At 33.2% G+C, this 13,865-nt stretch carries 14 protein-coding genes; 8 read left to right on the forward strand and 6 right to left on the reverse strand.

Features of this window, described 5'->3' with window-relative positions:
• Nucleotides 1-45 precede the first annotated feature (45 nt).
• The 8 genes from flxA (at nucleotide 46) to ABD745_RS19155 (ending at nucleotide 9,686) form a co-directional block, all read left to right on the forward strand.
• Nucleotides 46-1,566: a flexirubin biosynthesis tyrosine ammonia-lyase FlxA gene (gene flxA, locus ABD745_RS19120; RefSeq protein WP_344833886.1), complete on the forward strand. Its 1,521-nt coding sequence runs from the start codon at nucleotides 46-48 to the stop codon at nucleotides 1,564-1,566.
• Between the two features lie 66 nt (nucleotides 1,567-1,632).
• Nucleotides 1,633-2,364, forward strand: a complete 732-nt coding sequence (gene flxB / locus ABD745_RS19125; protein WP_344833889.1) for a flexirubin biosynthesis SDR family reductase FlxB — start codon at nucleotides 1,633-1,635, stop codon at nucleotides 2,362-2,364.
• An 88-nt stretch (nucleotides 2,365-2,452) separates the two neighbouring features.
• On the forward strand, nucleotides 2,453-3,673 hold the full coding sequence (locus ABD745_RS19130) for a beta-ketoacyl-[acyl-carrier-protein] synthase family protein (protein ID WP_344833892.1): 1,221 nt from the start codon (nucleotides 2,453-2,455) through the stop codon (nucleotides 3,671-3,673).
• 4 nt (nucleotides 3,674-3,677) lie between these two features.
• A complete protein-coding gene (locus tag ABD745_RS19135) occupies nucleotides 3,678-3,932 on the forward strand; it encodes an acyl carrier protein (protein WP_344833896.1) in 255 nt (84 codons plus the stop codon).
• Between the two features lie 111 nt (nucleotides 3,933-4,043).
• The gene (locus tag ABD745_RS19140) at nucleotides 4,044-4,928 is read left to right on the forward strand and encodes a lysophospholipid acyltransferase family protein (RefSeq protein WP_344833899.1); all 885 of its coding nucleotides are present in this window, start codon (nucleotides 4,044-4,046) and stop codon (nucleotides 4,926-4,928) included.
• Nucleotides 4,929-5,136: 208 nt separating this feature from the next.
• The gene (locus ABD745_RS19145) at nucleotides 5,137-6,675 is read left to right on the forward strand and encodes a phytoene desaturase family protein (RefSeq protein ID WP_344833902.1); all 1,539 of its coding nucleotides are present in this window, start codon (nucleotides 5,137-5,139) and stop codon (nucleotides 6,673-6,675) included.
• A 97-nt stretch (nucleotides 6,676-6,772) separates the two neighbouring features.
• The gene (locus ABD745_RS19150) at nucleotides 6,773-8,431 is read left to right on the forward strand and encodes a C45 family autoproteolytic acyltransferase/hydrolase (RefSeq protein ID WP_344834056.1); all 1,659 of its coding nucleotides are present in this window, start codon (nucleotides 6,773-6,775) and stop codon (nucleotides 8,429-8,431) included.
• Between the two features lies 1 nt (nucleotide 8,432).
• Nucleotides 8,433-9,686, forward strand: a complete 1,254-nt coding sequence (locus ABD745_RS19155; RefSeq protein WP_344833904.1) for an alpha/beta hydrolase — start codon at nucleotides 8,433-8,435, stop codon at nucleotides 9,684-9,686.
• A 158-nt stretch (nucleotides 9,687-9,844) separates the two neighbouring features.
• Here ABD745_RS19155 and ABD745_RS19160 read toward each other — a convergent pair whose 3' ends face one another.
• The 6 genes from ABD745_RS19160 to ABD745_RS19185 are packed head-to-tail and all read right to left on the reverse strand — an operon-like array spanning nucleotide 9,845 to nucleotide 13,858.
• The gene (locus ABD745_RS19160) at nucleotides 9,845-11,017 is read right to left on the reverse strand and encodes a DUF2062 domain-containing protein (protein ID WP_344833907.1); all 1,173 of its coding nucleotides are present in this window, start codon (nucleotides 11,015-11,017) and stop codon (nucleotides 9,845-9,847) included.
• A gap of 4 nt (nucleotides 11,018-11,021) precedes the next feature.
• On the reverse strand, nucleotides 11,022-11,501 hold the full coding sequence (locus ABD745_RS19165; protein ID WP_047398624.1) for a hypothetical protein: 480 nt from the start codon (nucleotides 11,499-11,501) through the stop codon (nucleotides 11,022-11,024).
• Nucleotides 11,498-11,878 (reverse strand): ApeI family dehydratase, encoded by a 381-nt coding sequence (locus ABD745_RS19170; protein WP_344833911.1) that lies wholly within the window; start codon nucleotides 11,876-11,878, stop codon nucleotides 11,498-11,500. The genes ABD745_RS19165 and ABD745_RS19170 overlap by 4 nt, the downstream gene beginning before the upstream one ends.
• Nucleotides 11,879-11,881: 3 nt before the next feature.
• Nucleotides 11,882-12,517 (reverse strand): flexirubin biosynthesis protein LolB2, encoded by a 636-nt coding sequence (gene lolB2 / locus ABD745_RS19175; protein ID WP_344833914.1) that lies wholly within the window; start codon nucleotides 12,515-12,517, stop codon nucleotides 11,882-11,884.
• On the reverse strand, nucleotides 12,483-13,109 hold the full coding sequence (gene lolA2 / locus ABD745_RS19180) for a flexirubin biosynthesis/transport protein LolA2 (protein ID WP_344833917.1): 627 nt from the start codon (nucleotides 13,107-13,109) through the stop codon (nucleotides 12,483-12,485). Before lolA2 ends, lolB2 begins: the two co-directional genes overlap by 35 nt.
• A complete protein-coding gene (locus ABD745_RS19185) occupies nucleotides 13,106-13,858 on the reverse strand; it encodes a polysaccharide deacetylase family protein (RefSeq protein WP_344833920.1) in 753 nt (250 codons plus the stop codon). Before ABD745_RS19185 ends, lolA2 begins: the two co-directional genes overlap by 4 nt.
• Nucleotides 13,859-13,865: the final 7 nt, after the last annotated feature.

The following is a 13,865-nucleotide window of genomic DNA, read 5'->3' on the forward strand; positions in this document are numbered from 1 at the left end:
CAATTAATTAATAATTACAAAATTATCTATTATTACTTTTAATTAATGAAAATAAATAACTTTTTAGAACTGAACGACTTTAAAAAAATTATCATTGAGAATGAAAAAATAGAACTGGATGAAACACTTCTTGCCAGAGTGGATAAAAGTTTTCATTTCTTGAAGGATTTTTCGAAAAATAAAGTAATATATGGTGTGAACACCGGTTTTGGACCGATGGCACAGTTCAAAATCAGCGATGAAGATACCCATCAATTACAATATAATTTAATCAGAAGTCACTCTTCGGGAATTGGAAATCCGCTTCCTCCGACAGAGGTTAAGGCTTGTATGTTGGCAAGATTGAATACTTTGTCTCTTGGAAATTCAGGGGTTCATCATTCTGTTGTTAATTTACTTAAAGAATTAATAAACAGAGATATTACGCCATTGATCTTCGAACACGGAGGGGTTGGTGCAAGTGGTGATTTGGTGCAATTAGCTCACCTGGCTTTGGTTTTAATTGGCGAAGGCGAAGTTTTCTACAAAGGTGAAAGAAAATCTACAAAAGAAGTTTTTGAAATTGAAGGTTTGGAACCAATTCAGGTTGAAATACGTGAAGGTTTGGCTTTAATGAACGGAACCTCTGTAATGTCGGGAATTGGTATTGTTAATGCGTACAAAACCAATCAATTAACTGATATTTCCATTAAATTATCTTGTGCGATTAATGAAATTGTTCAGGCTTATGATGATCATTTATCTGAAGCTTTGAACGGAACAAAACTTCATGCAGGTCAGCAAAAAATTGCAGCAAGAATGCGCGAACATTTGTCTGACAGTAAATTGATAAGAAAAAGAGAAGACCATTTATATACTCACTTTGAAGAGCAGGAAAAGGTTTTCAAAGAAAAAGTTCAGGAATATTATTCATTAAGATGTGTTCCGCAGATTTTGGGACCTGTTTTAGATACATTGGAATATACGGAAAAAGTATTGGAAAATGAGATCAATTCAGCGAATGATAATCCTATTATAAACGTTGAAGATCAACATGTTTACCACGGCGGAAATTTCCACGGAGATTATATTTCTCTGGAAATGGACAAGTTAAAAATTGTGGTGACAAAGTTGACAATGCTGGCTGAAAGACAATTAAACTATCTTTTAAATGCTAAAATCAACGAAATTTTGCCGCCTTTTGTCAATTTAGGTAAGTTGGGGTTCAATTTCGGGATGCAGGGCGTTCAGTTTACTGCAACTTCTACAACCGCGGAAAGCCAGATGCTGTCGAATCCCATGTATGTTCACAGTATACCTAATAATAATGATAATCAGGATATTGTAAGCATGGGGACGAACGCTGCTGTGATTTGCAGAAAGGTGATTGATAATGCTTTCGAAGTATTGGCAATTGAAGCGATTACGATTGTTCAGGCTATTGAATATCTTGATTTTAAAGATAAAGTTTCATCTTCAACAAAAGAGTTGTACGATGAAATAAGAAAGATCATTCCTGCGTTCTCAGATGATATGGTAATGTATCCATATTTAGAAAATGTTAAACAATATTTAAAGACAATGTAATTTTTAACTAAAATTAATTGTCATAATAAAAGGAAAATTACTTAAAAAAACTAATATAGCAAACACATGAAATGTGCAATCATCACAGGAGGCTCTAGGGGAATTGGAAGAGCAATCTGTATAAAACTGGCAGAAGAAAAAAATTATCATATTTTAATTAATTACACTTCAAATGAAGCTGCAGCAAAGGATACCTTGGCTAAAGTTAAAGAATTGGGTTCTACAGGAGAAATTCTTAAATTCGATGTAGGAAATGCCGAAGAAACCTTAAAGGTTTTGGGGGAATGGCAGGAAAATAACCCAAAAGCTATTGTTGAAGTGATCGTAAATAATGCCGGAATTACAAGAGACGGTTTATTCATGTGGATGCCAAGTGAAGATTGGAACGCTGTGATTAACACAAGTTTAAATGGATTTTTTAACGTAACCAATTTCTTTATACAAAAATTGTTGCGTAACAAATATGGCAGAATTATCAATATGGTTTCTGTTTCCGGAGTGAAAGGAACAGCAGGTCAAACGAATTATTCTGCAGCCAAAGGAGCTTTGGTGGGAGCTACAAAAGCTCTTGCACAAGAGGTGGCAAAAAGAAATATCACTGTAAATGCAGTCGCACCGGGATTCATCAGAACAGATATGACTCAGGAATTCAATGAAGACGAATTGAAAGCAATGATTCCTGCAAACAGATTCGGTGAAGCGGAAGAAGTGGCAGATTTGGTTGCGTTCCTGGCTTCTAAAAAATCTTCGTACATTACAGGTGAAGTTATTAATATTAACGGAGGAATCTACTCATAAATAATAAAATAATGTAGCAATATAACAATTTACCAGTGTACCAATTATTGTTACATTGTCAAACTGATACATTGTTAAATTTATAAAAATGGAAAATAGGGTTGTAATTACCGGGATGGGAATTTATTCCTGCATCGGGACTTCTTTGGAAGAGGTGAAAGAATCTTTATTTCAAGGGAAATCCGGAATTGTTTTAGTGGACGAAAGAAAAGAATTTGGTTTCAGATCAGGATTAACGGGAGTTGTTCCGAAGCCGGATCTGAAAAATCTTTTGAACAGAAGACAACGCGTAAGCATGGGTGAAGAAAGCGAATATGCTTATGTTGCTACGCTTGATGCTTTAAAACAGGCAAATATTGACCAAGACTTTTTAGATAATAACGAAGTCGGAATTTTATACGGAAACGACAGTGTTTCTCAGGCAGTTGTAGAATCTATCGACATTGCAAGAGAGAAAAAAGATACAACTTTAATGGGTTCAGGAGCGATTTTCAAATCGATGAATTCCACGGTTACCATGAATCTTTCAACGATTTTTAAATTAAGAGGAATCAATTTAACGATCAGTGCAGCCTGCGCAAGCGGCTCTCATTCTTTGGGATTGGCTTATATGATGATTAAAAACGGTTTTCAGGATATAATTGTTTGTGGAGGAGCCCAGGAAACCAATAAATATTCAATGGCGAGTTTCGATGGATTAGGCGTATTTTCTGTAAGAGAAGATGAACCTGCAAGAGCTTCAAGACCTTTTGATAAGGACAGAGACGGCTTGATTCCTAGTGGAGGAGCGGCTTCTTTAATTGTTGAAAGTCTAGAATCAGCACAAAAAAGAGGAGCTACAATTTTAGCTGAAATTGTAGGTTATGGTTTTTCTTCAAATGGAGGACATATTTCTACACCTAATGTTGACGGGCCTGCTTTAGCAATGAATAGAGCTTTGCAACAGTCTGGTTTACAGGTGAAAGATATTGATTATATTAATGCTCATGCGACTTCTACACCGATTGGTGATGCAAATGAAGCAAAAGCCATCTACGAGATTTTCGGAAGCGAAGTTCCGGTAAGTTCTACAAAATCTATGACCGGTCACGAATGTTGGATGGCAGGTGCAAGTGAAGTAGTTTACTCAATTTTGATGATGCAAAATGATTTCGTTGCCCCGAATATCAACCTGGAAAATCCTGACGATGAGGCGAAAAGGATAAATTTAGTAGCAGAAACAAAAAGTCAAAAAATTGACGTATTTTTGTCGAATTCTTTCGGATTTGGGGGAACCAATTCCGCATTAATCGTTAAAAAATTTAATTAAAAACATGGAAAGGGAGAAAATTATTGCTATTGTGAACGATTTTTTAGTAAATGAATTCGAAGTAGACGGCGATGAGATCAGCAATGAAGCAAACTTAAAAACAACTTTAGGCTTAGACAGCTTAGATTACATTGATATGGTTGTGGTGATTGAATCTAATTTCGGAGTGAAATTAGGTGAAGCAGACTTTAAAAAAATGATCACTTTTGATGATTTTTATTCAACAATCGAAAATAAAATCACTGAAAAAAACGCATAACTATTGATTAAAATTTACTCTGAAAAAATGTAACAATATAGCAATCTAGCAGTTTACCAATGTTTACAATATTGTTACATTGTTAGACTGATACATTGTTAAATTAATAGTATGAACAAGTGGAAAGGTAAATCTAAAGGGACGATTCTGGGCTATAGAATTTTCGTCTGGTGCATTAGAAATATCGGGATCAGAAGTTCATATTTCGTGCTTTATTTTGTTGCGCTATACTACTTTTTATTCGAAAAAAACAGCAACAAATATTACAGATATTATTTCCAGAAAAGACTGAATTACGGATTTTGGAAAACAAAGCTTTCTTTATATAAAAGTTACTTCACTTTTGGAACTGTTTTGATTGATAAAACGGCTATTTCTGCAGGATTAAGAGATAAATATACTTATGAGTTCGATGGGGTTGAAAACCTCAAAAATCTTTTAGCAGAAAAAAAAGGCGGCGTTTTAATCAGTGCCCATATCGGGAATTTTGAAATTGCAGAACATTTTTTCGCAGAGATTGATTTTGATTGTCAGATTAATTTAGTAACAACAGATCAGGAAGTTACGGTCATTAAAGAATACCTTGAAAGTGTTACCGTTAAAAAAAGCAATATCAAATTCATTTATGTAAAAGAGGATATGTCGCATATTTTTGACATCAATGAAGCTTTGTCAAAAAATGAATTGATCTGTTTTACAGGAGACCGTTATTTTGAAGGGTCAAAATTTTTGGAAGGAGATCTTCTCGGCAAAAGTGCAAAATTTCCGGCAGGTCCTTTCCTGATTGCTTCCCGATTGGGAGTTCCTGTTGTGTATGTGTATGTAATGAAAGAAAAAAATCTTCATTATCATTTATTTGCAAGAGTCGCTCAACAAGTGAAAAAACGTGATGCGCAGGGACTTTTGAATTCTTACACCCAAAATCTGGAATCTATGATTAAAAAATATCCTCTTCAATGGTTCAATTACTTCGATTTTTGGGATGATATGGATTAATTTCCTACTTTTACTCCCGAAAAACTAATATTTAAAAACTCAAACCTTTAAGATTATTTAGAATTAATTATTAAGTTTTAATTTGCACCTGATTCTATTCTCATAGTTTGTCATTCCGTAGGAATCTAAGCGATATTGAGACTTTCAGCCTGACAAATCGACTTTTGATTCTAAATTTCTTACCTTTAAAGAAAACGCATTTTCTCCATTGAAAAAAGAATACGACATACTTGTAATCGGCAGCGGATTGGGAGGTCTTATTTCGGCTCTAATTTTGGCGAAAGAAGGCCTGAAGGTCTGTGTCCTGGAGAAAAATAATCAGTACGGAGGAAATTTACAGACATTTTCCCGTGATAAACTGATTTTCGATACCGGAGTTCATTATCTTGGTGGACTTTCAGAAGGTCAAAACTTACATCAATATTTTTCTTATCTGGAAATTATGGATGAGCTTGAAATCCAGCAAATGGATGAAGACGGTTATGACAAAATAACTTTTGAAAATGATGAAATCGCATATCCCCATGCTCAAGGATATGAAAATTTTGTTGAACAGTTATCTCAGTATTTTCCTGAGGAAAGAGAAAATTTAGAAGATTATTGTGAAGAAATTCAGAGAGTTTGCGGTCAGTTTCCGAGATACAATGTGGTCGGAAAGGATAATTACAATGAAGAAATTCTCCATTTAAATACAAAAAGATTCATTGAATCGATTACTTCAAATAAAAAACTACAATCTGTTTTATTAGGATCAAATTTTTTATATGGTGGTGATTCTGAAAATGTTCCGTTTTACGTTCATGCCTTGACGGTGAATTCTTATATTCAAAGTGCGTACAAATGCGTAAAAGGTGGAAGCCAGATTTCTAAATTATTAATTCGAAAACTTCGTCAATACGGAGCAGAAGTACATAAACATTCGGAAGTTTCGCAATTTATTTTTAATGAAAATAATACGTTAACGGGTGCAAAGACCAAATCAGGAAAAGAATATTCTGCAAAACAGATTATTTCAAATATAGAAATCCGTTCAACAATTAAATTGATTGGAGAAGATCGCTTAAAAAAATCCTTTTTAAACAGAGTGTTGAGTTGGGAACCTGTTCCTTCATGTTTCAGTGTTTATTTTGTGTTGAAACCTCATTCTATTCCAAATTTCAATTATAATATTTACCATTATTCATCAGAAGAATTGGTTTGGAACGCTTATCAATACAAAAAAGAAAGCTGGCCGGAAACTTATATGCTTTCATCAACACAGTCCAAACACGAACCTGAATTTGCAGAAAGCTTAACCGCAATTTCTTATATGGATTTTGATGAAGTTAAAGAATGGGCGAAAACCGTCAATACGGTTGCAGATGAACATGAAAGAGGAAAACAGTATGAAAGGTTTAAACTTGAAAAAGCAGAAAAAATGATTAATGCTTTGGAAAAGAAAATTCCGGATTTAAGAGGTTCAATTAAAAGTATTTACACCTCTTCTCCGCTGTCTTACCGAGATTATATCGGAAGCTTTGAAGGAAATATGTACGGCTACATTAAAAGCTCTGAGAATCCTTTAAAAACAATGGTTTCCCCAAGAACTAAGATCAATAATCTGTTTCTTACAGGCCAATCCGTCAATATGCACGGAATTCTGGGCTGTACAATCGGTGCTTTCAATACCTGTGCGGAAATTTTAGGAAAAGAGCTGATCGATGAACGGTTGACACAAATGATTAATAAAAATAAACGTGAAAAATAATATACAGTCTGTCATTCTGAATGGAGCAAAGCCTAATGAAGAATCTAAATTAATTTATAAAGATTCTTCCTGTCATCAGAATGACAAATACCGCAAAATAAAGGTTTTATTTTACTTATTTTTGATAATTAACCTTACATCTTGTGGTGTCAGAAAATCTATAAAACACATTCCTGAAGTAAAACAATATGCACTTGAAATTCCGGAGGTTAATAAAATAAACGATTCAACTTTTAGCTTTAATCAAAATTATTTGACCAAAAACAAGCAACAGCTTTGGGAATTATATATCAAAGGAAATCCTTTGCAACTGGGTTACAATAACGGAGCTTTGACGCAAAATTTGATGCAGAAACAGGAAGAGATTTTCTTTTCAAAAGTGGAAGGTTTTGTTCCGTCGAAGTTTAAGCAGAATTTATTACGAGGTTTTCTGAAATGGTACAACCGAAAAATGTACCTGAATGTTCGTGAAGATTTTCAGGCAGAATTGTACGGATTATCTCAATATTCATCGGATAAATATGATTTTATTGCTCCAAAATTTCTAAGAAGCATGTATTTGCACGGAGCGCACGATATCGGTCATGCAATGCAGGATTTGATGGTTGTAGGCTGTACTTCTCTCGCAGTCTGGAACGAAAATACAGAAGATGGAGATTTATTGATTGGAAGAAATTTTGATTTTTATGTTGGGGATGATTTTGCTAAAAATAAACTGATCGAATTTGTAGAACCGGAAAACGGAATTCCTTACATATCTGTAAGTTGGCCCGGGATGATTGGAGTGGTTTCGGGAATGAATAAAGAAGGAATTACAGTGACAATCAATGCCGGAAAATCGAAAATTCCTTTAACAGCAAAAACACCAATTTCTTTAGTGACAAGAGAAATTTTACAATATGCTACAACTATTGATGAAGCGATTGAGATTGCCAAAAAAAGAAAAGTTTTCGTATCCGAATCGATTTTGGTGGGAAGTGCAAATGATAAAAGCGCCGTAATTATTGAAGTTTCTCCGGATAATTTCGGAGTTTACAAAGTTGAAAATACCAGCCGGGTTTTCTGTACAAATCATTTTCAGTCAGATGCTTACAAAAATGATAAAAGAAATCAAAAACATATTCTTGAAAGTCATTCTGAATACCGTTACGAAAAGCTACAGGAACTTTTACAGGAAAATAAAAAGCTGACTCCTGAAAAAATGGCTTCAATTTTAAGAGATAAATCTGGTTTAAAAGGGCAGAAGATTGGTTATGGAAATGAAAAAGCAATTAACCAGTTATTGGCACATCATGCGGTGATTTTTTCGCCACAGAAAAAATTGGTTTGGGTGTCTGCAAATCCTTATCAGTTGGGAGAATTTGTATGTTATGATCTGAATGAAATTTTTTCCGATAAGAGATTAAAAAACGGTAAATTTTCAAAATCTGAATTGAATATTGCAAAAGATCCTTTTGTAGATTCTCAGGAATTTAAAAATTATGAAGAATATAAGTTTGCCAGTTCTGAAGTTAATAATGCAGCTGATGATAAAGATATGATACTTACGGATGATTTTCTCCCATATTATCAATCTTTGAATCCTGATTTTTGGTTGGTTTATTATCAATCCGGAAAGTATTATTTTAATAAAAAAGAATATTCTAAAGCGAAAATTGAATTTGAAAAAGCTTTGACGAAGGAAATCACAACCGTTCCTGATAAAGAAAATATTGAAAAATATTTAAATAAAACAAAGAAGAAACTAAAGAATTAACATGAAGAAATTTTTACATCTAATTTTGATTTTTGTATCATTATTTTCGTTTGCTCAAAACAGAAAAGAGCTTGGTTCTCAATTCATCAAAACGTTGTTTACCGATAAAAATATGGAAAAAGCCCATGCTTTTTTTGATCCATCAATGGGCGGACAGGTTTCTCCGGAAGATTTAAAATCTTTGGAAGAGCAATTGGAAGGACAATTGGGCGGACTTAGAAATATTCTTGAAACTAATAACGAAAAAGATACATATTACTTCTATTCCGACTTTTCTAAAGCAAAATTAGACATTCAGATTACCTTTAATGAAAGTAATAAGATCGTTGGTTTTTACTTTGTTCCTCATAAAATTTTTGATAAAGCTGATGATAAAACTGTTTTAAAAATAAAAAGTGATGGTATTGATCTGAACGGAATTCTTCTGCAGCCTGAGCAAAACAATAATAAAAAACTGGTTATTCTAGTTCATGGTTCAGGACCACAAGATCGAGATGAAACGATAGGAGAGAACAAGCCCTTCAAAGACATTGCTGAATATCTTTTAAAAAACGGAATTTCTTCGTACAGATATGACAAAAGAACGTATTCAAATCCTGAGACTTTTAATGATCAGTCTACGGTTGAGCAGGAGACAATCAATGATGCGGTAAATATTTCGAATTATTTTAAAAATAATGAAAATTTTAAAGGATATCAGATTATTGTTTTGGGACACAGTCAAGGTGCTTATCTGATGCCTGTAATTGCGGAAAAAGCTCAGGTTTCAAAATATGTTTTCATGGCTGGAAATGCAAGACCACTGCAGAATTTATTAGTTGAGCAATTTGAATATCTTCATAAAATCGATCCTTCAAAAGTTTCAGATAAAGATGTTTTGGATATGAAGAAAAAAGTTGACTTTTTGAATTCGAGTAAATTTAATTTGAATACTCCAAAATCCGAACTTCCTTTGGAACAATCTGCGGCATACTGGAAATATTTGATTGATTATAAGCCTCTTGAAGCTGTAAAATCAATCAAAACCCCGATGTTTTTTGCACAGGGAGGAAGAGATTATCAGGTAACGGAAAAAGATTTTGTACTTTGGAAAAATCAGTTGAAAAGTAATAAATCAGCAGAATTTAAGTTTTATCCGGGTTTAAGTCACTTGTTTATAATGGGTTCCGGAACGCCCTCTCCGAAAGATTATGAAATCAAAGGAAATGTAAATGAACAGTTTTTAAAGGATCTTACTCAATTTATTCTAAAGTAAATTTTACACTCAGTTTCACTCCGTAGAAATCTAAGCACAGATTTTCGCAATTCGATCTCTTAAAAATGGATTTGGATTCCTATGGAATGACAAACGTTGTGGTTATTTTGAAAAATTGAGAAAGGCGATTTCAATCAGGGAAATAACTTTCAAAGAAATCAATTATTATCAGGACTTACTTTGTTCAGGAAAAGAAAAGTGGCAATTCCTGAAATCGCAGACATTGATGTTGCCAAAATAAAACTTCCGATAATGTACTGAAGCAGGTTGTTTTTTATCAATTCAAAATTCCATTCCTGGTTTAGAATATTACTTTCTCCATGTACGAATGGAGATCCTAAAAATAATGCCGCAGCAATAATAAAAGGAATAAAAGGCGGCAAACTTACATTGGAAGCTACGAAAGCTAAAACTTTATTGAGCTTAAAAAGTACGGCTAAAGAAATAGTAAGCAACGTATGAAATCCCCAAAAAGGAGAGAACCCTATAAATACTCCAAGAGCGATAGAAAATGCCTTTGTACGGTTGGTTCCGTCGCTTTCCAGCACATCTTCTTTTATGAATCTTTTAAAGCTTTTTTTTTTGAAATTATTCACGAAGTTTCTCGGAATAATGTAAACTAAAGCAATTGTCACCAAAATCGTATTCAGAATACTGATTCTCGTGAAATCTTTGAAAGGTCTGAAATGTGAAACCCTTTCCGCAGGATCGTAAAGCACTTTTATGGGAACATTTTTTACAGGAATGTGTCTCCATGCAGTTCTTACAATAATTTCAATCTCAAACTCGAATTTTGGGGTGAAATATTTCTTTGGAATTTTGTGTAAAGGATACAATCTGTAACCGGATTGCGTGTCTTCCAGTTTAATTCCGGTTTCAAACCAAAACCAGAAATTAGAAAAACGATTCCCGAAGCTGCTTTTCTTTGGAATGCCATCTTGTGACATATTTCTGTTTCCGATCAGAAGAATATCTTCTTTTTCTTCTAACAAAGCCTCTACAAAAACAGGAATATCATCCGGATAATGCTGTCCGTCGGAATCTATTGTAATGGCGTAATTGTAGCCTAATTCTTTTGCCTTTCTGAAGCCGATTTTAAGACCATTTCCCTTTCCTTTATTCTCAGGTAAATTAATTACGTTGATTTGAGGATAATCATGTAAAATTTTCAGTGTGGAATCGGTGGAACCATCATTCACAACAATAATATTCTCAGTATAATCCAAAACACCGTCGATCACTCTTTTCAGCGTTTTTTCGTTGTTGTAAGTGGGTATTAAAACACAGATTTTCTTTTCAGAAATTGCATTTTGTACTTCAGGAAGGATCATTGTTTTATTTTAATGTTGCTCTTTCTGCTTCTGTCATTGTTTTAGATTGAGCTGCAAATCTTTTGATATAATTTTTCAATGCAGTATTCTGCTTAGCGTAATTATTTAATAGAAATGCTTTGTCATCTTTTAAACTTCCTCTGTATCCCACAATTTTAGGAATATTTTCCTGAACGCTCATTCTTATTACTCTTAGCTCGGCGTTGTTCGGATTACTTTTAATAATTGCTTCAAGACTTGTTGCACCGGTTTTTACGAGGGCTTTTCTGTTTTTAGTTGCAATTTTGGCTCCCATAATCTGCGCAGCTGCTTTATATCCCTGAATCACAGCATCAGAACCTGAAGTTTTTTCGGCAATATTGATGAAAGCTTCTGTATTTGCATTCGATAAATTTGCCTTTGCATAGCTTTCTCTTAATGATTCAAGACCTGACTGGAAAAAAAGAGTGAAAAAAACGGTTAAGAATGAAAAGATAAGCTTCATGAGATCAATTTTTGATAGTTTACTGACATTTTTAATGCAATAGTCTCGCCAAAAGAAGTGATGTTTTTTACTTTAACGTCTTCTTCCGTTTGTGTAATATCTAATTGCAGTTTCAGATCCGGTGTTTCAAATGGATTGATAATTGCCATAAATTTCACATTAGAAGCTGTTTTTAAGAATAATTGTAAACCTGTAAATTCTTCAGTCAGTTCCTTTACGATCTGCATCATACAAACGCCTGGAGTCACTGGATTTCCAGGGAAATGACCTTTGAAAATATCATGATCTCTATTTAAAGAAATATGGGCAATAAAACTTCCGCTTTCTGTTTTTTCGTATGATTGTAACGTATAAAAGTCTGTAAGAATGGTCTGCATTGGCTACTCAGTTTCAGTTATTTGAAATAGTTTTATGTTGATCTTGAAATCTTTATGTTGAAGATTCAAACTATCCGCGAAGATATGTTTTTTTGCATCAAAAGTAAAATCGATTTTTTCCTTATTATTTTTCGTGTAAACGATTTGTTTTAATAAATTATTTTCTTTGTTGAAGAATAAATAGTAGGATTTTTTATCAATTTTTGAAAGATAAATATCAGAATTACCATTTTCAAAACTTTCATTAACAGGATATTTTTGTCTTAAAAGATGTTGAAAATCGTTCTTTAAAAAGTTGATGACAATTTTTTTATCCAGATCCGGTAAAACATAATTCAACTTAAAATCATTCTCAAAAATCTCAAAATCAATTAATTTATTTCCGAAATCCGAAGTTAACACAACGCGGTGAGTGGTTTCGTTGATTTTTTTGATAATTAAAATTCCGCTTACATGATTTTTATAAATATCCATCTGACATTTATAAACATAGTCTTCAGTGGAAGAAAAATATAAATTTTCAACCGTTTTCTCAGAATTTGAAACAGGTTTTGCGTCTGTTAATTTGTATGTTTTACAAGAGAGAAACAACAATGAAATCAGACTATAAAGAAAACTCTGAAGCAGAAATCGGCGCATTGATTTTTGTGTTTTTAAAAACAATATTCGTTGTATCCCCCGAAGCTTCCGTCATATTCACCTGCGAAACCGTCGATTGGTTTTTAGGAAAATGAAGTTCGATTTGCTTAATATATTTCAGCAATTGAGCAGATTTCGGAGTAAATTTTGCAATGTTGAAATTGGCATTTTTCAAATAAGTAACAGAAAATTCAGGATCATTAAACATTTGCCCGTTTGAACTTCCGACAATCAGTTTGTTGATTTTTTCAAACGTTTTGCTCTTTGCATCAACCGAAGACTTTTTTCCCTGATCATTAATGAAAATTTTATTGTCCTTAAAAATAATGCTGTACTGATAAGGTTTTAGATATTTCCAGCTTAAAATATTAGGTGTTTTTAAAGACATTCTCCCGTAGGTCACAATGCTTTTATCCAAGAAATCCATTTTTTTGGTTTGAGTAAAATCAGCTTGTAGAGATTTTATTTCTTTGGTTTCCGATGAAACTTTGGTTACAAATGCTTTTGCTTCCGCTCCTGTCATTGCCGTATTTTGTGCAAAAAATAGAGTAGAAACTAATAAAAATGCTCCGAAAGCAATATTTTTAATCATTTTTTTTGATTTTTAATCATTGAATCAACCGTAAAAGTTGAATAATTTTTATCCTTCAAAAATAACAATAAATCTACTAAGACATTGTAAGTTTTCTCCGAAGTATCGTGAAGAAGAATGATGCTTCCTTTTTTTAATCCCTTAGTTACTTTTTTGTAAATTTTTTTCTCGTCGTCTATGATCGTATCCAATGAACGAACATTCCAGCCAATGCTTTTTTTGTGAGTTCTTTTGATGGCTTTTGCAATATTAGGATTGGTAACGCCAAAAGGAGGTCGGTATAAATTAGTTTTTATATTTCCAACTTTCAACATTACTTCATCACATTTTTCAATTTCCTCAACCATTTTTGATGTTGATAAAAATCCTGTATTATTCGAATGCGAAAGCGTATGATTTCCAATCGTGTGACCTTCTTCGATAATTCTTCGGAAAGTTTCAGGGTATTTTTCGATCTGTTTTCCGATACAGAAAAAGGTTGCTTTTACCTGATTTTCTTTTAAAATATCTAAAAATTTTGGAGTGAATTCAGTCGGTCCATCATCAAAAGTCAAAGCTACTTCCTTGATTTTTGTTCGTTTATGAGTAATACTGTTGACAAAATATCCTAATTCAATATCAAAAGAACCCCAAGCCAAAACCGCCGTAAATCCAAGAAAACAAAAGAAATACACCAAAAAACCTCCGTGAAACGTGTAAATAAAAACGTTACAGAAAAGATAAAATAGGATAAACGGGTAATGTTTCATCTTTATT

Source organism: Chryseobacterium ginsenosidimutans (assembly GCF_039536845.1).
GTDB classification, from domain to species: domain Bacteria; phylum Bacteroidota; class Bacteroidia; order Flavobacteriales; family Weeksellaceae; genus Chryseobacterium; species Chryseobacterium ginsenosidimutans_B.

What these genes read in the sequence shown, in the direction of transcription:
- flxA (WP_344833886.1), top strand. Translation starts at nt 46, where the DNA reads ATGAAAATAAATAACTTTTTAGAACTGAACGACTTTAAAAAAATTATC.
- flxB (WP_344833889.1), top strand. Translation starts at nt 1,633, where the DNA reads ATGAAATGTGCAATCATCACAGGAGGCTCTAGGGGAATTGGAAGAGCA.
- ABD745_RS19130 (WP_344833892.1), top strand. Translation starts at nt 2,453, where the DNA reads ATGGAAAATAGGGTTGTAATTACCGGGATGGGAATTTATTCCTGCATC.
- ABD745_RS19135 (WP_344833896.1), top strand. Translation starts at nt 3,678, where the DNA reads ATGGAAAGGGAGAAAATTATTGCTATTGTGAACGATTTTTTAGTAAAT.
- ABD745_RS19140 (WP_344833899.1), top strand. Translation starts at nt 4,044, where the DNA reads ATGAACAAGTGGAAAGGTAAATCTAAAGGGACGATTCTGGGCTATAGA.
- ABD745_RS19155 (WP_344833904.1), top strand. Translation starts at nt 8,433, where the DNA reads ATGAAGAAATTTTTACATCTAATTTTGATTTTTGTATCATTATTTTCG.
- ABD745_RS19160 (WP_344833907.1), bottom strand. Translation starts at nt 11,017, where the DNA reads ATGATCCTTCCTGAAGTACAAAATGCAATTTCTGAAAAGAAAATCTGT.
- ABD745_RS19165 (WP_047398624.1), bottom strand. Translation starts at nt 11,501, where the DNA reads ATGAAGCTTATCTTTTCATTCTTAACCGTTTTTTTCACTCTTTTTTTC.
- ABD745_RS19170 (WP_344833911.1), bottom strand. Translation starts at nt 11,878, where the DNA reads ATGCAGACCATTCTTACAGACTTTTATACGTTACAATCATACGAAAAA.
- lolB2 (WP_344833914.1), bottom strand. Translation starts at nt 12,517, where the DNA reads ATGCGCCGATTTCTGCTTCAGAGTTTTCTTTATAGTCTGATTTCATTG.
- lolA2 (WP_344833917.1), bottom strand. Translation starts at nt 13,109, where the DNA reads ATGATTAAAAATATTGCTTTCGGAGCATTTTTATTAGTTTCTACTCTA.
- ABD745_RS19185 (WP_344833920.1), bottom strand. Translation starts at nt 13,858, where the DNA reads ATGAAACATTACCCGTTTATCCTATTTTATCTTTTCTGTAACGTTTTT.